Origin of the sequence: Curtobacterium sp. MCBA15_009 (assembly GCF_001864895.1) — a bacterium.
Taxonomy (GTDB): Bacteria; Actinomycetota; Actinomycetes; order Actinomycetales; family Microbacteriaceae; genus Curtobacterium.
On record NZ_MJGO01000039.1, the window covers coordinates 405,232 to 423,956 of the forward strand.

21 protein-coding genes are annotated in these 18,725 nt (G+C 73.7%); 7 read left to right on the forward strand and 14 right to left on the reverse strand.

What is annotated here, in order from left to right; genetic code table 11:
* Positions 1-108: 108 nt before the first annotated feature.
* Positions 109-1,146: a dipeptidase gene (locus tag BIU97_RS15210; protein WP_071298052.1), complete on the reverse strand. Its 1,038-nt coding sequence runs from the start codon at positions 1,144-1,146 to the stop codon at positions 109-111.
* Between the two features lie 74 nt (positions 1,147-1,220).
* On the opposite strand from BIU97_RS15210, the gene BIU97_RS15215 reads away from it, so the two are divergent.
* Positions 1,221-1,679 carry an SRPBCC family protein gene (locus tag BIU97_RS15215; protein ID WP_071260954.1) on the forward strand — a complete coding sequence of 153 codons (459 nt, stop codon included), beginning with the start codon at positions 1,221-1,223 and terminating at the stop codon, positions 1,677-1,679.
* A gap of 208 nt (positions 1,680-1,887) precedes the next feature.
* Positions 1,888-2,643, forward strand: coding sequence for an SGNH/GDSL hydrolase family protein (locus BIU97_RS15220; RefSeq protein WP_071298079.1), 756 nt, complete (start codon positions 1,888-1,890; stop codon positions 2,641-2,643).
* Here the strand turns inward: BIU97_RS15220 and BIU97_RS15225 are convergent.
* The 3 genes from BIU97_RS15225 to BIU97_RS15235 form a co-directional block, all read right to left on the reverse strand.
* Complete coding sequence (locus BIU97_RS15225) at positions 2,616-3,119, reverse strand: GNAT family N-acetyltransferase (RefSeq protein WP_071260953.1); 504 nt, start codon at positions 3,117-3,119, stop codon at positions 2,616-2,618. The genes BIU97_RS15220 and BIU97_RS15225 overlap by 28 nt on opposite strands.
* A gap of 4 nt (positions 3,120-3,123) precedes the next feature.
* Entirely contained in the window at positions 3,124-4,527 is a 1,404-nt protein-coding gene (locus BIU97_RS15230) for an LLM class flavin-dependent oxidoreductase (RefSeq protein WP_071298053.1), read from the reverse strand.
* A gap of 375 nt (positions 4,528-4,902) precedes the next feature.
* A complete protein-coding gene (locus tag BIU97_RS15235) occupies positions 4,903-5,271 on the reverse strand; it encodes a VOC family protein (protein ID WP_071260949.1) in 369 nt (122 codons plus the stop codon).
* A 61-nt stretch (positions 5,272-5,332) separates the two neighbouring features.
* Here BIU97_RS15235 and BIU97_RS15240 point away from each other — a divergent pair, with 61 nt between their 5' ends.
* Positions 5,333-5,815: a MarR family winged helix-turn-helix transcriptional regulator gene (locus BIU97_RS15240; RefSeq protein ID WP_071298054.1), complete on the forward strand. Its 483-nt coding sequence runs from the start codon at positions 5,333-5,335 to the stop codon at positions 5,813-5,815.
* Here the strand turns inward: BIU97_RS15240 and BIU97_RS15245 are convergent.
* Complete coding sequence (locus BIU97_RS15245; RefSeq protein ID WP_071298055.1) at positions 5,803-6,372, reverse strand: uridine kinase family protein; 570 nt, start codon at positions 6,370-6,372, stop codon at positions 5,803-5,805. The two genes, BIU97_RS15240 and BIU97_RS15245, sit on opposite strands and share 13 nt — an antisense overlap.
* Before the next feature lie 53 nt (positions 6,373-6,425).
* On the opposite strand from BIU97_RS15245, the gene BIU97_RS15250 reads away from it, so the two are divergent.
* Positions 6,426-6,881, forward strand: a complete 456-nt coding sequence (locus BIU97_RS15250) for a GNAT family N-acetyltransferase (RefSeq protein WP_071298056.1) — start codon at positions 6,426-6,428, stop codon at positions 6,879-6,881.
* Here BIU97_RS15250 and BIU97_RS15255 read toward each other — a convergent pair.
* Positions 6,835-7,410: a TetR family transcriptional regulator gene (locus BIU97_RS15255; protein WP_071298057.1), complete on the reverse strand. Its 576-nt coding sequence runs from the start codon at positions 7,408-7,410 to the stop codon at positions 6,835-6,837. The genes BIU97_RS15250 and BIU97_RS15255 overlap by 47 nt on opposite strands.
* A 92-nt stretch (positions 7,411-7,502) precedes the next feature.
* Here BIU97_RS15255 and BIU97_RS15260 point away from each other — a divergent pair, with 92 nt between their 5' ends.
* Positions 7,503-8,555 carry a zinc-binding alcohol dehydrogenase family protein gene (locus BIU97_RS15260; RefSeq protein WP_071298058.1) on the forward strand — a complete coding sequence of 351 codons (1,053 nt, stop codon included), beginning with the start codon at positions 7,503-7,505 and terminating at the stop codon, positions 8,553-8,555.
* Positions 8,556-8,573: 18 nt separating this feature from the next.
* Complete coding sequence (locus tag BIU97_RS15265; RefSeq protein WP_071298059.1) at positions 8,574-9,386, forward strand: hypothetical protein; 813 nt, start codon at positions 8,574-8,576, stop codon at positions 9,384-9,386.
* Here BIU97_RS15265 and BIU97_RS15270 read toward each other — a convergent pair.
* From BIU97_RS15270 to BIU97_RS15305, 8 genes are all read right to left on the reverse strand, one after another.
* On the reverse strand, positions 9,379-9,882 hold the full coding sequence (locus tag BIU97_RS15270) for a GNAT family N-acetyltransferase (protein ID WP_071260938.1): 504 nt from the start codon (positions 9,880-9,882) through the stop codon (positions 9,379-9,381). The genes BIU97_RS15265 and BIU97_RS15270 overlap by 8 nt on opposite strands.
* A 203-nt stretch (positions 9,883-10,085) precedes the next feature.
* Positions 10,086-10,553, reverse strand: a complete 468-nt coding sequence (locus BIU97_RS15275; protein WP_083420981.1) for a GNAT family N-acetyltransferase — start codon at positions 10,551-10,553, stop codon at positions 10,086-10,088.
* 135 nt (positions 10,554-10,688) lie between these two features.
* Positions 10,689-11,138 (reverse strand): Fe-S cluster assembly sulfur transfer protein SufU, encoded by a 450-nt coding sequence (gene sufU / locus BIU97_RS15280; protein WP_071260936.1) that lies wholly within the window; start codon positions 11,136-11,138, stop codon positions 10,689-10,691.
* The gene (locus BIU97_RS15285) at positions 11,135-12,427 is read right to left on the reverse strand and encodes an aminotransferase class V-fold PLP-dependent enzyme (protein ID WP_071298060.1); all 1,293 of its coding nucleotides are present in this window, start codon (positions 12,425-12,427) and stop codon (positions 11,135-11,137) included. The genes sufU and BIU97_RS15285 overlap by 4 nt, the downstream gene beginning before the upstream one ends.
* Positions 12,428-12,563: 136 nt before the next feature.
* Complete coding sequence (locus BIU97_RS15290; protein ID WP_071260932.1) at positions 12,564-12,776, reverse strand: Rv0909 family putative TA system antitoxin; 213 nt, start codon at positions 12,774-12,776, stop codon at positions 12,564-12,566.
* Between the two features lie 95 nt (positions 12,777-12,871).
* Complete coding sequence (locus BIU97_RS15295; RefSeq protein WP_071298061.1) at positions 12,872-14,155, reverse strand: chloride channel protein; 1,284 nt, start codon at positions 14,153-14,155, stop codon at positions 12,872-12,874.
* 128 nt (positions 14,156-14,283) lie between these two features.
* Positions 14,284-16,395, reverse strand: a complete 2,112-nt coding sequence (locus BIU97_RS15300) for an alpha-galactosidase (RefSeq protein WP_071298062.1) — start codon at positions 16,393-16,395, stop codon at positions 14,284-14,286.
* 74 nt (positions 16,396-16,469) lie between these two features.
* Positions 16,470-17,453: a magnesium and cobalt transport protein CorA gene (locus tag BIU97_RS15305; protein WP_071260924.1), complete on the reverse strand. Its 984-nt coding sequence runs from the start codon at positions 17,451-17,453 to the stop codon at positions 16,470-16,472.
* Between the two features lie 166 nt (positions 17,454-17,619).
* On the opposite strand from BIU97_RS15305, the gene BIU97_RS15310 reads away from it, so the two are divergent.
* Positions 17,620-18,450, forward strand: a complete 831-nt coding sequence (locus BIU97_RS15310; protein WP_071298063.1) for a tryptophan-rich sensory protein — start codon at positions 17,620-17,622, stop codon at positions 18,448-18,450.
* Positions 18,451-18,725: the final 275 nt, after the last annotated feature.

An 18,725-nucleotide genomic window follows, 5' to 3' on the forward strand; every position in this document is an offset into this window, starting at 1 on the left:
GCACGCCGGGCACGACCCGCGCCTCCGGGCCGTCGCCGTCCGGGCCGACGAGGCGAGGCGTGGCGTGGCGTGTGCAGCGCACGGACGGCGTCCGCGCGCCCCTCCGCGTCAGCGCACGGACGCCGTCCGTGCGAACCGCTCGTCCGTCGCCTCGAGGACACGCAGCACGTTGCCCCCGGCGAGCGCCCGCAGGTCCTGCTCGCCCCAGCCGCGCCGCTGCAGTTCCGCCGCGAGCACCGGGTAGCGGGACACGTCCCGCAGGTCCGGTGGGAGCACCGGCGTGCCGTCGTAGTCACCACCGAGGCCGACGTGCCGGACCCCGGCGACGTCGCGGGCGTGCTCGACGTGGTCGGCGACGTCGGACACGGTGACCAGGGGCGGCTCGCCGACCTGACCGGCTTCCTCCCAGTCCGCCCAGGCCCGCGACACGAACTTCGGCACGAAGGTGATCATGACCACGCCGCCGTTGTCCGCCAGGCGGGCGAGCACGTCGTCGGGGACGTTGCGGGGGTGGTCGTCCACGTGGACCGTGGACGAGTGGCTGAAGACGACGGGCTGGGTCGCGACGTCGAGGGTGTCCCGCATCGTCGACGGGGCGGTGTGCGACAGGTCGACGAGCATGCCGAGGCGCTCCATCTCGGCCACGACCTGCCGGCCCCGGTCCGTGAGACCGCCGTGCGCCCGCGCGCCGGTCGCCGAGTCCGCCCAGGGGGTGTCGTCGTTGTGCGTCAGCGTCATGTACCGGACGCCGAGGCGTGCGAAGGCCCGCAGCACCGCCAGGTCGTCGCCGATGGAGTGTCCGCCCTCGGCGCCGAGCAGCGACGCGATGCGACCGGAGTCGATCGCGGCACGGACCTCGGCCGCGGTGCGGGCCAGGGCGAGCGTGTCCGGGTACCGCTCGACGATGCGGTGCGCGAGGTCGATCTGCTGCAGCGTCGTCCGGACGGGGTCGGCGTCGTCGGCGGGCACGAACACCGACCAGAACTGGCCGACGACCCCGCCGGCCCGGAGCTTCGGCAGGTCGGTGTGCAGGCTGTCCTGCTCCGAGTCGATGCCCTCCACGCCGGAGTCGTGCGTCTCGCGACGCTCCCAGGGCAGGTCGTTGTGGCCGTCGATGACCGGGAACGGGAGCGTGTCGAACGTCATGCCTGCGACGCTACCGCCCGTCGCTACGATCGTCGGGTGGCCTCCGCGAACACGCCGACGGACCGGACGGTCCGGTGACCGTTTCCTTCCGGCTCGAGACCGAGCTCGCCTGCTCCCCCGAGCGCGCCTTCGCGCTCTCGCTCGACATCGGCGCGCACGAGCGCTCGATGGCCGCGAGCGGCGAACGCGCCGTCGCCGGCACCACGTCCGGCACGATCGGCCTGGGCGAGACCGTCACCTGGCGGGCGCGCCACTTCGGGGTCGTCTGGCGGATGACGAGTCGGATCACCGCCCTGGAGGCACCGCACCGGTTCGTCGACGAACAGGTGCGTGGACCGTTCGCCCGGTTCCACCACGAGCACCGCTTCGAGCCGTCGGCCGGCGGCACGCGCATGGTCGACACGATCACGTTCCGCGCACCGCTCGGCCCGCTGGGTCGTCTGGCCGAGGTGCTCGCGCTGGCCCGGTACATGCCGCGGCTCATCGCCGACCGCAACGCGTCGCTCGCGGCCGAGCTCGACGCCGCGCGCTGACCCGGCGTCCACACCTGCCCGGAGCCGCCCGTACCCTTCGTGAGCAGGAAGGGTCGAGTGCCGGGTGGCGACCCGACCGTTCCTGCTCACGAAGCGCGCGGCCCGAACGACCGCTCCGAGCGACTCGGCTGAGCGACGCCGAGCGCTGCTCGTGGACGTACCGCACAGCACCTGGAACCTGCACAGCCATGTGCACGATGATGAGCACATGCACGAGACCATCCGCTACGTCGCGATCGGCGACAGCTTCTCGGAGGGCATCGGCGACGCCGGTCCCGCTCCGCTCCCCGGCTGGACCGGCCGACTCGCGAGCGCGATGGCGGCTGCGTCGGACGCCGACGTCTCCTACGCCAACCTCGCGGTGCGCGGACGGCTGCTCGCCGGGGTCCTCGACGGGCAGCTCGACGCAGCGCTCGACCTCGACCCGGCGCCGACGCTCATCACGTTCTGCGCCGGCGGGAACGACCTGCTCCGCCCCCGCTTCGACGTCGACGCCCTCATCGGCCGGGTCGAGTCCGCCGTCGACCGGGTCGAGGCGCGCGGCGCGCGGATGGCACTGCTCAGCCCGGCCGACCCCAGCGCGCGGCTGCCCCTCGGATCGCTCATCAACCGTCGCGGTGACGCCTGGGCCGGAGCGCTCGGCGAGCTGGCCCGCCGTCGCGGCCTGCCGTTCGTCGACGTCTCCCGCGACCCCCACCTGCGCCGCGCGGAGTTCTGGTCCGAGGACCGCCTGCACATGAACGCGACCGGGCACCAGCGCGTCGCCGACCTGGCGCTGCACGCCGTCCTGGACGGCCCCGCGGCGGCCGACCCCGCGTCCGTGCACGCCGGCCGCACCGGCTTCCGGGCCGAGGCCCGCTACTACCGCGAGTACGTCCTGCCGTGGGTCGGGCGGCGGGTCACCCGGCGCTCGTCCGGCGACGGCCGGTCGGCGACCTACCCGACGTGGACGCCGGTCGCGTAGACCCGCGTCGTCCCGCCGGTCAGGGCGTGGGCGAACTCGTCGCCGGTCGGTGCGAAGCCGCCCGCCTCGTACAGCCGCACCGCGCGGTCGTTGTCTCCGAGCACGTGCAGCACCACGCGCGGGTGCCCCGCGGCGCGGGCGTCGTGCACGGCCTCGGCGAGCAGGGAGCGCCCGACCCCGCGGGCCTGCACGCCCGGGCGCACCGCGAGCAACGACAGGTAGGCGGCGTCCGACGGGTCCGTCGACCGACCGGTCCCCGGCGCCGTGACCAGGACGAAGCCGTCGATCGCGCCGTCGGCGCCGGGGACCACGAGCCAGGCGACGTGCTCCGCGGCGAACTTCTGCCGTGCGCGCTCCCGGACGGCCGGGTCCTCGGCGACGCCGTCACGCTCGGCGACGGCTGCCGCCCAGAGGTCGATGCAGGTGTCGGTCTCGTCCCCGGTCGCAGGACGCACGACCACGGACGACTCGATCACCCGTTCAGCCTACGGCGGTGCGGCTCGCAATCCTGAACGACGCCCCACGGTGCTCGTCGGGCAGCCGGTCCCCGCGGCCGTGCAGCTTCTGCCGGAGCGACCCCTGCTCGTACTCCTCCGGGTACGCCCCACGAGCCCGGAGCTCCGGGATGACGAACTCGATGACGTCCTCCCACGTCCCGGGCGTCACCGCGTAGGCGAGGTTGAACCCGTCGACGTCGGTCAGCTCCTGGATCTCCTGCAGCCGGTCGGCGATGGTCGCTCCCCCGCCGACCGCCACCGGTCCGAGCCCGCCGATCGCGGTGTGCCGGGCGAGGTCGCGGATCGTCCACGAGGACCCGTCCTCGCCGGTGGCCGCCGCGATGTTCGCCGCGGCCGACTGGATCGCGTTCGACTCGACGTCCCCGAGGGGCTCGTCGAGGTCCCACTGCGACAGGTCGACGCCCATCCACCCCGAGTTGAGCACCAGGGCGCCGAGCTCCGAGGCGTACGACAGGTAGTCCTCGTACTTCGCCTGGGCGAGCTGGTCGGTGGCGTCCGTGATCACGGTGAGCAGCGTGTAGACGCGGGCGGCGTACCGGTCGCGACCAGCTGCCTCCAGGGCGTCCCGGACCTTCGTGACGGTCGACGCGAGCTGCTCGACGGTCGGTGCGCCCACGAAGACCGCCTCCGCGTTCTCCGCGGCGAAGCGGATGCCGCGCGGCGACGCGCCCGCCTGGTAGATGACGGGCGTGCGCTGCACCGACGGCTCGGACAGGTGGATCCCGGGGACGTCGAAGTGCGTGCCGTGGTGCTCGATCGGGTGCACCTTCGCGGGGTCCGTGAAGACGCCGGACTCGCGGTCCGCGACGACGGCGTCGTCCTCCCACGAGCCCTCCCACAGCTTGTAGAGGACCTCGAGGTACTCGTCGGCGACGTCGTAGCGGTCGTCGTGCGACAGCTGGTCGGCCTGCCCCATGTTCCGCGCCGCGCTCGGCAGGTACCCGGTGACGACGTTCCAGCCGACGCGGCCCTTCGTCAGGTGGTCGAGCGTCGACATGCGTCGGGCGAACGGGTACGGGTGCTCGTACGCGGTGCCGGCCGTGATGCCGAAGCCCAGGTGCTCGGTCACCGACGCCATCGCCGACACGAGCAGGACCGGGTCGTTCACGGGCACCTGCGACCCGGTGCGGAGCGCGGCCTCGTTCGACCCGCCGTACACGTCGTAGGTGCCCAGGACGTCGGCGATGAAGATGCCGTCGAACGCGCCGCGCTCGAGCGTCTTCGCCAGGTCCGTCCAGTAGCTCAGGTCGCGGTAGTCCCGCGACCGGTCGCGCGGGTGCCGCCACAGTCCGGAGGACTGGTGCGCGACGCAGTTCATGTCGAACGCGTTGAAGCGGATCTGCCGGTGTTCGCTGCTGCTGCTCACGGGTCGAGACGCTACGTCCGCCACCTGCGACCGTCACGGATCGTGACGAAGCGTGACGACGGAGGGTGCGCGGGTGCACGGCGACCGCCGGACGGACGGGAGGCACGGTGCGGGCCCGCCACGGGCCTCCCGTCCGGTACCCGCTCGCGCCCGCCGTCCGGGCGGCGCCCGTCGGGTGCCACCTCTGCCGACCCGGCCGGGCGGGCGCTGTGGGCGCGGCGGGCGCGGCGGGCGCCTCCGCCGGGCCGCCGCGCGGGTGCCTGCGCGTGGCCGCCGGCGCGGGTGTGCGCGGCGCACGACCGGGGTGTTCCGGAACCGCGCGATCGCACGGCGCGAAGGCACTCCGATCGTGGGACGGGGGATCGGCCCCGCGGCTCAGGCGCGGTCGTGCAGCGTGACGTGGTAGCCGTCGGGGTCGGCGAACGTGAAGGTCCGGCCGAAGGGACCGTCGATCGGCGCGGAGACGATGCGGTGACCGTCGGCGACGAGGGTGTCGTGGATCGCCTGCACGTCGGTCGCGTGCAACCAGATCGCCGCGCCGACGCCCGGCTGGGGGACGGCGTCGAGGTCGGTGCCGGGCACGAGGTCACGCAGGGCGAACGCGATCGGCGTCGTCTCGAAGACGACGGCGTGCGGCGGGCCGGCCTGCGAGCGGACGAGGCCGAGGTACTGCTCGTAGAACGCCTGCGACGCGGCGAGGTCGCGGGTCTGCAGCGAGATGAAGTCGGGGCCGGTGACGGGCATGGGGTGCTCCTTCGTTGACGTCAGTCTTCTGACACACAGGAGCGTATGTCAGACTACTGACATGAGTCAAGACGCCGACGGCATCGACCTCGAGACCTCGATCGGGTACCTCCTCAAGGAGGCCGCGAGCGCCCTCCGCGCGTCGATGGAGGCCGTGCTGCGGCCGCTCGGCATGACGATCACGCACTACTCGTGCCTCGAGCTGCTCGCGCAACGGCCCGGGCTGTCGAACTCCGAGCTGGCGCGCGGCACCTTCGTCACCCGGCAGTCCATGAACGTGCTGCTGCAGGCCCTCGAACGCGACGGCTCCGTCACGCGGGCGTCCGAGCCGTCGGTCGGCAAGGCGCTGCCCACCGAGCTGACGGCGAGCGGGCGGCGCAGCCTGGCGCAGGCGAGCGCAGCCGTCCGCGAGGTCGAGCAGCGGATGCTCCAGGGCCTCACCGAGGACCAGCGCGCCGACGCCCGCCGGGTGCTGCGGGCGATGGTCGGGTCGCTGCGCGGCGGCACCGCACCGAGCGCGGCCGAGCCGGGTCAGCCCTCGTAGCGCACGGCTGCGCGGTCCCGGGGCGCGTACCGCTCCGCGAAGTCGCGCTCGTTCGGGACCCACACGTCCCGCCACAGGGCCTCGTGCCGGCGGCCGAGTGCCCGGTCGCGGGCGAGACCCCGGCGGACCGCGGTGTCGAGGTCGACGTCGCACCAGACCGTCACGTCCAGGTGCGGGAGGGCCTCGGGGTGGAACAGCCCGATGAGGTCGACGACGAGCACCTCGGCCCGCGGCAGCGGCTCCGCCGGACCGAGCGCGCGCACCGACCAGTCGAAGCGCCGGAACGTGCTCGCCCGTCCGGCTCGGTGCGGCGCGAGCACCGAGGACACCAGTCGCTGCCGGTCGACGCCGTCCCAGTCGGTCGATCGTCGGTGGGACCGCTCCGGGTCGAGGAAGTCGTCGCCCCGGATCCGGACCGCCCCGGGGAGCACCTGCTCGAGCCGGCGGGCGAGCGTGGACTTGCCGGATCCGCAGTACCCGGAGACACCGACCACGAGCGGGTGCTGCGCCGACGCGACACGGGACCGCAGCAGGTCGGTGACGCCGTCGTGGTCCATCGGGCAAGCGTACGAGGTCGGCGACGCGGCCCCGGTCTCCGTAGGCTGGGCGGGTGGACGTCGTACTGCGCGCGAGCACCCCGGACGACCTCGAGTGGCTCGTCGAGCTCCGGGCCGTGGTGCTCCGCGACGACCTGACCCGGCTCGGGGTGTTCGACGAGACGCGCGTCCGGCAGCGCCTGCGCGACGCCTTCGAGCCGCGGCTGACCCGGATCGTCGTGGTCGACGGGCACGACGCGGGATCGGTCACCGTGCGGGTCGAGGGCGACACGCGGTGGCTCGAGCACTTCTACCTCGCGCCGGACGTCCAGGGCCGCGGGGTCGGGTCGTCGGTGCTCCGGGCGGTCCTCGACGAACCGCACGCCGGGCCGACCCGGCTCAACGTGCTGACCGGCAGCCCTGCCCGACGCCTGTACGAGCGGCACGGGTTCGCGCCCGACAGCGACGACGGCGTCGACGTCTTCATGACCCTGCGCGGTGCCGGTCGAGCAGCGTCCGGAGCACGCTGAGCTGCTCGTCGACGACGTCGGCCATGCGGCGCCCGCCCTGGCCGGTGAGCCAGGACTCGAGCGCCAGGTGGAACAGCATCACCGCCGTCTCGGCGACCACGGCCGCCTCGGTCGGGTCGACGCCCCGGTCGACGAACCCCTCGCGCACCGCGTCCGTCAGGTCGGCGCGCTTCCGAGCGTCACGTTCCCGCAGGGACGGCTCGGACAGCACCACCCGCCGCACCGCACCGACCTCGTCGTGCCGACCCTCGAACCGCTCGTCGGCGACCCGGCGCAGGCCGCGCACGACGATGTCGAGCGGGTCGAGCCCGGCCGGGGCCGCCTCGATGGCGTCGCGGGCGAGCACCGGGATCTCGTCGCCGGCGAAGACCACCTCGCGCTTGTCGGCGAAGTACCGGAAGAAGGTGCGTGTGGTCAGCCCGGCCCGCGCGGTGATCTGCGGCACCGTCGTCGCCTGGTAGCCCTGCTCGGTGAAGAGCTCGAACGCCGCCCGCTCGAGGCGCCCGCGGGCATCCGGAGTCCAACGCATGGGTCCACAGTAGTGATGACACGTCGTGTCGTGGTTGAATGGGCGATGACACGTCGTGTCATCACTCGCAGCGAGCAAGGGAACCGGACACCATGGCACCATCGGGCAACGCAGCACTCTGGACCTCGTCGAGCGGTCGGTTCACCGTCGGCCCCGCACCGGTCCCCCAGCCCGGCCCCGGCGAACTCGTCGTCCGCGCCGAGGCCGTCGCCGTCAACCCGGTCGACGCCGTCAGCGGGCTCCTCCGCCACGTGGTGTACCCGAAGCTGCGGTACCGGACGGTGATCGGGTCGGACGTCGCGGGCACGGTCCTCGCCGTGGGGCCGGGCGTCGAGCGCTTCCAGGCGGGCGACCGGGTCCTCGGGTACGCGGCCGGGCAGGAGCAGCACCGGAACAGCGCCGCCGAAGGCGCGTTCCAGCACCAGGTCCTGCTGCTCGAACGACTGACGACCCCGGTGCCGCAGGACCTCGCGACCGAGCAGGCGGCGGTCCTCCCGCTCGCGGTGTCCACCGCAGCCGCGGGACTGTTCGAGCCGGACCAGCTCGGCCTGCCGCTCCCGACGGCCGATCCGGTCGACCGCGGCCAGGTCGTCCTGGTGTGGGGAGCGTCGACGAGCGTCGGCGCCAACGCCGTCCAGCTCGCCCGGGCCGCCGGGTACGCGGTGATCGGCACCGCCTCGCCGCGGAACCACGCGTTCGTCCGGTCGCTCGGCGCCGAGGCCGTGTTCGACTACCGCGACGACGGCGCCGCCCGCCGCATCGTCGAGGCCCTCGCCGACCGGCAGCTCGCCGGCACCCTCGCCTTCGGCCAGGGATCGCTGACCCGCACGCTCCCGATCGTCCGGGCCGCCACCGGCTCCGGCCGACTCGCCTCGGCGTACCCGACGCCGGCGACGACGATCCGTGCACGGCTCGAGCGTCGACACGGGGTGCACGTCACCGCGATCTGGGGCGGCCGCCCGACCGAGTCCGAGGTCGGCCCCGCGATCTACCGCGACTTCCTGCCCGAGGCCCTGCGGAGCGGCGGCTACCAGGCGACCCCGACCGCCTCGGTCGTGGGGACGGGGCTGTCGGCGATCCCGGACGCCCTCGCCGAGCTCCGCGCCGGTGTCTCCGCTCGGAAGCTCGTCGTCACGCTCCCCTGACCCGGTACCGTCGACGAGGTGACCGATGACGACGACACCTTCACCGTGACGATGTCGGGCGGCGCCACGGCTCGTGGCGACCTGCCGGACCCGAGCGCGATGTCGGTGCACCTCGACCCGCGGCTCGTCGGCGACACCGTCCGCGGCAAGGAGATGTTCGCGGGGGCGGTCGAGCAGCAGCACGCGGCGATGTCCGCCTACGCGGCCGCACTCGATGCCGCCGACGGGGACGTGACCGCTCCGGCGGTGCAGGACGCCGCGACCGCGCTGCACGAGGCGTTGCAGTTCCTGCCGATCGCGCACACCGTGTACGCGGGCGTCGGCTTCCCCTCGGCGCGTTCGGACGGTGCGGCTCGGCGCACGGCGCCAGCGGCCCCGGCTCCGGCACGCGGCGAGCGCGGCCTCGGCGTGCACCCCGACGTGCTCACCGCGATCAGCGGGGACACCAGCCAACGCTGGGGGCTCGCCGGAGAAGAGGACCTCCCGCTCGCCGTCGAGATCGTGCTCGCGACCGACCCGGACCCGCAGGTCCGGTCCGCGTTCCTGTCCGGCTTGACCCGGTCGCGCAGCGTCGTCCTGCTCATGGAGGCGCGGGAGACCGATCCCGACGTCCTCTCGCAGCTCGCGGAACAGGGCTACGCGAGCCCGGAGCGGAAGTACCCGCTCCGGCTCGCGTACCTCGTGCACCGTGAGCTCGACGGCCTGTACGAGCTGCTCGGGTTCGACGACGCCACCGTGGCACGCGCGAAGGCCCGGTGGTTGCGAGCGCAGGAACACGACGAGCACGTCACGGTCGGCGACGCGCTCCGTGAGATCGGCGCGATCAGCTGAGCAGCTCGACCCCCATCTGCACCCGGCGTCCCAGCCGGTCGAGACCGAGGCGGGCCTCGACGTCCACGAGCGCCCGGTCGGCGTCCGTCGACGGCTCCTGTTCGACGAACCCGGCGGACGCGTAGAACGGCGCGTTCCACGGGACGTCGGCGAAGGTCCGCAGGGTCATCGTCCGGTACCCCTCCGCGCGGGCACGCTCCTTCGCCGCCTCGACGAGCGCCCGGCCGTGCCCGCGCCGACCGTGCGCAGGGAGCACCGAGAGCTGTTCCAGGTGTGCCCACCCGGCCGTCGTGAGCACGTGGGCGAAGCCGACGACTCGTCCGTCGACCTCGGCGACCAGGACGAACCCCGGCTGCGCGGCACGCTCGACGCCGGAGGGCGCCGGGTCCCAGCGCTCGGGGTGCAGCAGGTCGACGAGCGCGCTGTCCGCTTCGTCCTCGATCGCGGCGAGGCCCTCGAGGTCCTCGGGGACGGCGGCACGCACGCGATCGGTCACGGGGCAAGCGTACGAGCCCGACGTTCCTTCCCATGGCGCGTGACGTGGGAAGCAGATCCGCGCGTGGGAGGCCGGTTCGCCAGCCCTCCTACGCGCGGAACAGCTCCCCATGCGCGGAACGACCCCCGACGCGCGAAACAGCACCCGGCACCCGGCACCCGGCACCCGGCACCCGGCACCCGGTGCGGCGGCGGGCGGCGGCGTCAGAGCGCGCGGGTGTACCAGCGGTCGGAGTACGGGTCCTCGGTGAAGGGCGCGACCTGCTCGAAGCCGAGCCGTTCGTAGAGCGCGCAGGCCTCGGCGAGCTCGGCACGGGTGTCCAGGCGCAGCGTCGTGGTCCCGCGCGCCCGGCAGAGCTCCTCGACGTGGCGCAGCAGCGCCGAGCCGACGCCGCGACCGCGGTGCTCCGGCAGGGTGAACACCTTCGTCAGCTCACCGGTGTCGCCGAGGAAGCGCACCCCGGCGCACGCCACCACCGCTCCCCCGTCGACGGCGACGACGAACACCCCGGTTTCGCCCTGCAGGTCGTCGGAGGGCTCGTCGAGCAGCGCCTGCTCGACCTCGGCCGGCGTCGCCGCCCGCCCGTACCACCGCGACGCGACCTCGGTCAGGTACGCCCGCACGATCGACCGGGCCCGGGCCGCGCCGGGGTGCTCCGTCTCGATGATCACCGCGGTCCCCGGTCCCGCACCCGACCCGGACGTTCCGCGGACCGGTCGGCCCCCGGCTGCGGACGGGAGGCACGGGTCGTGCCCGCACGTGACCTCACGTCCGACACGTGGTCACGATCGCGAGCCGAGCCCGGCTCAACGGGACGCGGTCGCCTCACGCGCGGCCGCCTCCGCAGCGACCCACGCGAGCATGCCGCACTTGACGCGCATGACGAACTTCGAGACGCCGTGGAAGGCGACGAGGTCCTCGAGGACGTCCTCGTCGGGCTCTCCGACGCCGCGGGAGCGCATCATCGTGCGGAACTCCTCGGTCAGCGCGAGGAACTCGGGCACGGTCCGGCCCACGGCCATGTCCGTCAGGACCGATGCCGAGGCCATCGAGATCGAGCAGCCGTCGCCCTGCCAGGCGAGCCCGGCGATGCGGTCCGTGCCGGGTTCGAGTCGCAGGCTGACCGTGATCTCGTCGCCGCACGTCGGGTTCCGCTCGAAGTGCGAGGCGTCCGCGTCGGCGAGTTCGCCGTCGCCGTGCCGGGCCTTCGCGTGGTCGAGGATGACCTGCTGGTACAGGGAGTCGAGGGTGCTCACGCGGTCGCTCCGAAGTAGTCGCGGACCTCGCCGACGGCGGCGAGGAACCGGTCGACGTCGTGCTCGGTCGTGTACACGTAGGTGCTCGCGCGGCTCGTCGCCGTCAGGCCGAGGCGACGGTGCAGGGGCTGCGCGCAGTGGTGCCCGGAGCGGACGGCGATGCCCTGGGCGTCGAGGTACTGCGACACGTCGTGGGCGTGCACCCCGTCGACGTCGAACGACACGAGGCCGGAGCGGGGGACGCCTGCGGGCGGCCCGACGACGTGGACGCCGGGGACCGCGGCGAGGCCGTCGAGCATCCGGCGGGCGAGGTGCTCCTCGTGGGCGCGGACCCGCTCCATGCCGATGCCCTGCAGGTAGCGGACGGCCTCGGCGAGCGCGACGGCCTGGGACACCGGCTGCGTGCCGGCCTCGAAGCGCTCGGGAGCCGGCATGAACTCCGTGTGCTCCATCGTCACGGTGGTGATCATCGAGCCGCCGGTGCGGAACGGCGGCAGCGCGTTGAGCAGTTCGCTGCGCCCCCAGAGCACGCCGATGCCGTTCGGGCCGAGCATCTTGTGCCCGGAGAACGCGGCGAAGTCGACGCCGAGCTGCTGCACGTCGAGGGGCCGGTGCGGCGCGGACTGGCAGGCGTCGAGCACGACGAGGGCGCCGCGGGCGTGCGCGAGTCCGACGACCTGCTCGACGGGGGCGACCATCCCGGTGACGTTCGAGACGTGGGCGAACGCGACGACCCTCGTGCGGTCGGTGATGCGTGCGGCGGCGTCCTCGGCGGTCCAGGTGCCGTCGTCGGCGACCGGGATCCAGCGGAGCGTCGCACCGGTCAGGGCGGCGAGCTCCTGCCAGGGCACGAGGTTGGCGTGGTGCTCGGCCTCGGTCACGAGGACCTCGTCGCCGACGCCGAGACGGAAGCGTGCCGCGTCGACGCCGCCGCGCCCGAGGCTGGCGGCGGCCAGGCCGTGGGCGACGAGGTTGAGGGCGTCCGTGGCGTTCGCGGTCCAGACGACCTCGTTCGGACCGGCGGCGCCGATGAACCCGGCCACGGTGGCGCGGGCTTCCTCGTAGGCGTCGGTGCTGAGCGCCGCGAGCGTGTGCGCGCCGCGGTGGACGGCGGCGTTGTCGTGTTCGAGGAACCGGCGCTCGGCGTCGAGGACCTGGTGCGGGCGCTCGGCCGTCGCACCGGAGTCCAGGTACGCCAAGGGGTGCCCGTTCACGTCCTGCGCGAGGATCGGGAAGTCCTGCTTGATCGTCTCGACCTCGGCCTCGGTGAGCGGCTGGTTCGGCGCCACGACTGTCACGTCTCGTCCTCCTGGTGCTGCTGTCCGGAGCAACCCGTCCATGGTGGCCGTTGTTCCCGACCACGTCCAGTCGGCAGCACGACGGCCCCGGACCGTCGTGGTCCGGGGCCGTCGGGTCGGGCGTCGGTTACTCGTTGCCGATCTTCTCGTCGGCAGCGTCACGGGCGCCGTCGATCTTGTCGTCGTACTTGCCGCCCGTGGCCTTCTTGACGGCGTCGGCGACCCCGCCGAGGATCTTGTCGCTGACGTCCTCCGCCTTCTCGCTCTTCAGGGCATCCTGGACCTTGCCGTCCTTCAGGAACTCCTGGGCCTTCTTGGTGATGTCGTCGAACCCCGCCATCGGTTGCTCCTCGCTTCGGTGCGGAGCCCGTCGCTCCGTCGTGCCGCCGATGCTAGGCCGGGGTACGGCACCGTGTTCCGGGACGTTCGGGGTCTTCACACCATCTGGGCGCTGCGCCGGCGGGCCAGCACGTGTGCGACGGCGACCGCGCCGGACACCGCGAGCAGTGCCGGCACCAGGACGTCCACGCCCTGCTGGGTGAACTCGACGACGAGCACGAGGGCGGTGAAGGGCGCCCGCATCGTGGTGGCGAGGAACGCCGCGGCGCCGACGAACGCGAAGGCGGCGAGGCCCGGGCCGTCGGCCGGCCAGAGCAGCAGCCACGCTCCGCCCAGGCCGCCGCCGATCGCGGACCCGACGGCGATCGAGGGCGTCAGGGTACCGCCGACCGCTCCCGCGCCGATGGTGGCCGCGGTCGTCACCGTCCGCAGGACCCCGAGCAGCAGGAGCAGCAGGATCGGCGAGAGTCCGGCGAGCAGCTGGTCGTCGAGGGACGTGTTCATGGCGACGAGTCCGAGCGCTCGACCGTTGCCGAGGATCTCGGGGAACGGGACCGCGACGAGCCCGATCATCGCGAACACAACGGGGAGCACGACGAGCAGGCGCCAGCCCTTCGGCGCGATGCCCTGCAGCCGGTTGGTGAGCTTCACGAAGCCGACGCCCGCGAACCCGAGCACCGGTCCCACCACGACGGCCCAGACGAGCAGCGACGGCGACAGGTGCATCGCGGGCACGTCGTAGAGCACCTCGTCCGGGATCACCAGACGGGCGGTGATCGCCGCGATCGCACTCGTCGCGAAGGCGGGCAGGGCGGTCGCCAGGCTGATCTCGCCGAGCAGCACCTCGACCGCGAAGAGCGCGCCGCCGAGGGGGACGTCGTAGACGGCGGCGAGACCGGCGGCCGCACCGCAGGCGACGAGGATCCTCGTCTCCCGCGGGGTCAGTCCCGCGCGGCGGGTGACGACCTGCGCGAGCCACGCCCCGACCTCGCGCGGCGCGACCTCCTTGCCGATCGACGCGCCGAGCCCGACGGCCAGGATCTGGACGCCCGCGTTCGCCAGGGTCGCCAGGGCCGGCATCCGCCCGCCGTCGACGGCTGCGGTGACCGGCACGATCGTGCGGCCCCAGCGGCGGAGCGCCCACCAGGCGACGCCGGTCAGCACGCCCGCGGCGGTGAGCGCCAGGAACCGGTTCAGGCCGGAGGGGGCGTCGGCGGCCTCGAGGTGCCCGCCGAAGCCGTAGCCGAACGCCACGAACTGGATGAGCTGCAGGGCGAGCCAGACCGCGATCCCGGCGATGCCGCCCGAGACACCGACCAGGGCGGTGATGACCGCGAGCTTGATCGCCCAGACAGGGGTCGCGAGACCGGAGTGCGGCATGACGACGAGCCTAGCGATCCCCGCCGCCGACCCGAGCACGCGGCCGAGCCGGCCACGCGGCCGACGCGGCCACCTCGTGGAGGCGTGCCGACCGGCGGGGCCGACCCGGGCCTCCCGTCCGCCCGCCTTCAGACGGCCGTGACCCGGAACGGCACCACGCAGTCGGCCGGCATGAGCGGCGGCTGCAGGCCGACGCTCCCGAGCACGCGTCCGTCGAACACCCGCGGGCCGGACCACCAGTCGGGCCGGACCAGGCCGTGCCCGTCCCCGATGACGATCGGGTCGACGCGGTAGGAGGTGCCCGGGTCGAGGTCGCGGAAGGTGACCCGGCCGGTTCCGGAGACGTCCGACCGGCCGATGCTCGCCAGGAAGAACACCGCGCTCCGACGGTCGGCGGCGACGGTGCCGTAGACGAGCCGGGAGTCGTCGGTCTCGTCCGAGCGCACCAGGTCCCCACCGTGCAGCAGACCGCGGAGCTCCCGGTACAGGGCGATCCACTCGGCGAGCGCGGTCGACTCCGCCGGGGTGGCCCGGGCGAGGTCCCACTCGATGCCGAGGTGCCCGACGAGGGCCGTGCCGGCGCGGAAGGCGAGGTCGTGGGCGCGACCGGTGGTGTGGTTCACCCCGCTCGCGACGTGCGCGCCGAGCAGTTCCGGCGGCAGGAGCTGCTGCGTCCACCGGTGCATGTGCTGCCGCTCGAGCGGGTCGATGTCGTCCGACACCCACACCCGGTCGGTGTGCTCGAGGACCCCGAGGTCGACGCGGGCGCCACCGGACGAGCACGACTCGATCTCGAGCGCGGGGAAGCGTTCCTTGAGCGTCGCCATGAGCCGGTAGGTCGCCAGGGTCTGCTCGTGCACGGCGGCCCCGCCCCCGGGGAAGCCGGCGTCGACGAGGTCGCGGTTGTGGTCCCACTTGACGTAGTCGACCGCGTACTCGCCGATGATCGCCGTCATCCGCTCGAGCACGTGGTCGAAGGCCGCCGGGATCGCGAGGTCGAGGACCTGCTGGTGCCGGGACCGCACCGGCACCCGGCCGTCCGCCTGCATGATCCACTCCGGGTGCGCCCGTGCGAGGTCGCTGTCCTCGTTCACCATCTCGGGCTCGAACCAGAGCCCGAACTCCATGCCGAGCGCACGGACCCGGTCGACGATCGGGCCGAGGCCGTCGGGCCAGACGTCCTCGTCGACGAACCAGTCGCCGAGGCCGGCGTGGTCGTCGCGTCGGCCGCGGAACCAGCCGTCGTCGAGCACGTACCGCTCGACGCCGAGGGCGGCGGCCCGCTCGGCGAGGTCGGTCAGGCGGGCGAGGTCGTGGTCGAAGTACACGGCCTCCCAGACGTTGATGGTCACCGGCCGCGGGGTGCGCGGGTGACCGGGACGGCTCCGGAGCCACCGGTGGAACCGCCGCGCCTGCTCGTCGAGGCCGTCGCCGTGGGCGAAGTACACCCACGGCCCCTGGTACGTCGCACCGGTGTCGAGCCGGACCTCGCCCGGCAGCAGGAGCTCACCGCCGCCGATGACCTGGCGGCCGGTGGCCAGGCGTTCCGCGTGGTGCCGGTGGTTGCCGCTCCAGCCCGTGTGCACGCCCCAGACCTCGCCGCGCGCGAAGCCGAAGCCGGGCTCGCCGACGCTCAGCACGGTGGCGGCGTCGGCGCCGGTGCGGCCCTTCCGGCCCTCGCGCTGGTGCGTGCCGACGACGAGCGCGCGGCGCTGCGGGGTGCGCTCCTTGCCCCAACGCCCGGCGAAGTCCAGGACCTCGCGCGCACGGGACGGGATCGGCAGCGCGACGGTCAGGTCGTCGACCGTGTAGACGCCCTCGGCGGTGTTCGTGACGGCGGCGCGGGCGCGCACCAGGCCGGAGCCGAGGACCTCGACCGTCAGGCGCACCGCGAGTCCGGCGGTGTCGTCGACGGCGTCCGCGGTCACCGACGTGTCGGTGACGTCGAGCGAGCGCACCGTGAACGCCGGCGCCCAGTCGTGGCCGTCGCGGTGGCCGGCGAGCCCGGGGCGACCGCTCCACCCGCGGTGCGGCTCCGGGAGCACGGCGACCCGCACGGGTTCGTCCATCTCGTTCGGGGAGACCGGCGCGACGTCGGCGTCCGCCAGGGCGGTGAGCGCCGCCGCGTCGAGGGGGCCGAGCGCCGCACCCCAGTGCACGACGGCGGGGAGCGCCCGGTCGCGGCAGTCGAGCACGAGGGAGACGCCCCCGGCGGTCAGGTGGACGATGTCGTGCGGCATGCGGGCTCCAGTCGGCGTCGTTGCACGTCCGAGCCTTCCGGGTCGGAGCCGCGCGTCGCAACCCGACGCGCGGCTCAGAACCAGCGCTTGACCTTGAACACCACCCAGAGCGCCGCGGCGAAGAGCACCATCGCGACGATCGCCAGCGGGTACCCCCACGTCCACCCGAGCTCGGGCATGTGCGTGAAGTTCATGCCGTAGATCGCGGCGATGAGCGTCGGGGCGAACAGGATCGCCGCCCAGCCCGAGATCCGCTTCGTGTCGTCGTTCTGCTTCTGCGCGGCCAGCGTCGAGTCGACCGTCAGCGCGTTCTGCAGCAGCTGCCGGAACGTGTCGAGGCGCTCCACGATCCGGATGGCGTGGTCGAGCACGTCACGGAAGCGCCGCTGCATCTCGATCGGCAGGTGGTACTTCTCGGCGCCCCGGTGCAGGCTCTCGATGATGTGGATGAGCGGGCGCGCTGCCCGCTGGAAGTCGACGACCTCGCCGAACAGCTCGTACACGCGACGGGACACCCCGGCCTCGCCGCTGAACAGCTGGTCCTCGATCTGGTTGATGTCCTCCTCGAGCCCGTCGATCACCGGCAGGTAGCCGTCGACGATGGAGTCCATCAGCGCCCAGAGCTGCGCCTGCGGCCCGACGGTCACCAGCCCGGGCTTGCCGCTCATCCGCTGCAGTGCCCGCGGCACGGTCTGCCGGCCCCGCGGGTCGGCCTGCACGACCGCGAGGAAGAAGTCCTCGCCGACGAACGCGTGCACCTCGCCGAACGCCACTTCCTCCTGCTGGTCGTTGTAGAGCGCCGGCTTCAGCACGGCGAACAGCGTCGAGCCGTAGCGCTCGAGCTTCGGTCGCTGGTGCCCCTCGGCGGAGTCCTCGACCGCGAGCTCGTGCAGATCGAGTGCGACCGCGACGTCGCCGAGCTCCTGGGCGTCGGGCTGGTGCAGGACGATGCAGGAGCTCGCGCCCTGCTCGGCCATCATCCGGAAGGTGTCGTCGAGCGAGGGACTCGCGATCGGGGCGATGCGGTCGATGTAGACGGTGTTCAGCTCGAGGCTCACGGGACCACCGTACGCAGGGTCGCGGCACGCCGGTGGCCGGGGGCGGCCGGGAGGCCCGTGCCGCCCCCGCCAGTCGGCGTGCGTCGTGCCTGTGCGTGCGCTGCACGACCGCCCTCCTCCGCCGCCTACGGTGCAGGTGATCAGCATGCTGACGAAAGGGACTGTCATGAAGAGGATCTGGAAGCGCGTCGCGGTCGCCGTGAGCGCGGTCGTCGCCCTCATCGGCGCGTACGTCGGCTCGGGCGCTGCCGGGGGCACCCCCATCCAGGACGCCGCCGGCGGTGCGCTGTCGGCGTCCTCGACGGCGATCGCCCCGGACGGCCCCGCGTTCTCGATCTGGAGCGTCGTCTACGCCGGACTCGTCGGCTACGCCGTGCTGCAGCTCTTCCGCACCGCGAACGACGACCGGCACGGGCGACTGGTGGTGCCGGCGATCCTGTCGCTGCTGCTCAACGCCGCGTGGATCCTGTCCGTGCAGTTCGGTTGGCTGTGGGCGAGCGAACCGATCATCGTCGCGCTGCTCGCGGTGCTGGTGTGGACGTTCTCGATCCTGCGCCGCACCCGCTCGACCGGCGTCGTCGAGGCGGTGCTGACCGACGGCACCTTCGGGCTCTACCTCGGGTGGGTCTGCGTCGCGACGGCAGCGAACACGGCCGCGGTGCTGACGGCCGCCGGCTTCCGCGGGTTCGGACTCGGGCAGGACGTCTGGGGCGTCGCGATCGCCGCGGTGGCCGGTCTGGTCGGGGTCCTGGTCGCCTTCTGGGGTCGGGGGCGGCTGGCACCCGCGGCCTCGCTCGCGTGGGGCCTGGCGTGGGTCGCGGTCGCCCGGTTCGACGGGCCGCTCGTCTCCGTGCCGACGGCCGTGACGGCCGTGGTCGCCGCGGTGGCCGTGGTCGTCGTGACCGTGGCGGTCCGGGCGCGCGCCGGGCGGTCCGGAGCGCGCGAGGAGCGGGCGACGACCCCGGGGTTCGGCCGGGCGGACTCCGTCGCGGGCTGACGGGGCCGGGGGGTGTCGCGGGCTGGCGGGGCCGGGGTCTGTGGCGCTGACGGGCGGGGCTGGGGTCTGTGGCGTGCAAGCGACAGGTCTCGCCGCGCCGCCTTCGTCCACCCCGCGAGAGCGACACTTCACCGCGGATGTTCAGCGGGGATGTGTCGCTTTCGCGATCCGGCCCGACCGGGCCGTCGCGGGCTGACGGGGCCGGGGTCTGTGGCGCGAGAGTGACAGAACCCGCCGGGCCGGCCCCGTCCACCCCGCGAAAGCGACACTTCCCC

What these genes read in the sequence shown, in the direction of transcription:
- BIU97_RS15240 (WP_071298054.1), top strand. Translation starts at nt 5,333, where the DNA reads ATGAGTCAAGACGCCGACGGCATCGACCTCGAGACCTCGATCGGGTAC.
- BIU97_RS15290 (WP_071260932.1), bottom strand. Translation starts at nt 12,776, where the DNA reads ATGGCGGGGTTCGACGACATCACCAAGAAGGCCCAGGAGTTCCTGAAG.
- BIU97_RS15220 (WP_071298079.1), top strand. Translation starts at nt 1,888, where the DNA reads ATGCACGAGACCATCCGCTACGTCGCGATCGGCGACAGCTTCTCGGAG.
- BIU97_RS15210 (WP_071298052.1), bottom strand. Translation starts at nt 1,146, where the DNA reads ATGACGTTCGACACGCTCCCGTTCCCGGTCATCGACGGCCACAACGAC.
- BIU97_RS15245 (WP_071298055.1), bottom strand. Translation starts at nt 6,372, where the DNA reads ATGGACCACGACGGCGTCACCGACCTGCTGCGGTCCCGTGTCGCGTCG.
- BIU97_RS15295 (WP_071298061.1), bottom strand. Translation starts at nt 14,155, where the DNA reads ATGCCGCACTCCGGTCTCGCGACCCCTGTCTGGGCGATCAAGCTCGCG.
- BIU97_RS15260 (WP_071298058.1), top strand. Translation starts at nt 7,503, where the DNA reads ATGGCACCATCGGGCAACGCAGCACTCTGGACCTCGTCGAGCGGTCGG.
- BIU97_RS15310 (WP_071298063.1), top strand. Translation starts at nt 17,620, where the DNA reads ATGAAGAGGATCTGGAAGCGCGTCGCGGTCGCCGTGAGCGCGGTCGTC.
- BIU97_RS15235 (WP_071260949.1), bottom strand. Translation starts at nt 5,271, where the DNA reads ATGCCCGTCACCGGCCCCGACTTCATCTCGCTGCAGACCCGCGACCTC.
- BIU97_RS15300 (WP_071298062.1), bottom strand. Translation starts at nt 16,395, where the DNA reads ATGCCGCACGACATCGTCCACCTGACCGCCGGGGGCGTCTCCCTCGTG.
- BIU97_RS15255 (WP_071298057.1), bottom strand. Translation starts at nt 7,410, where the DNA reads ATGCGTTGGACTCCGGATGCCCGCGGGCGCCTCGAGCGGGCGGCGTTC.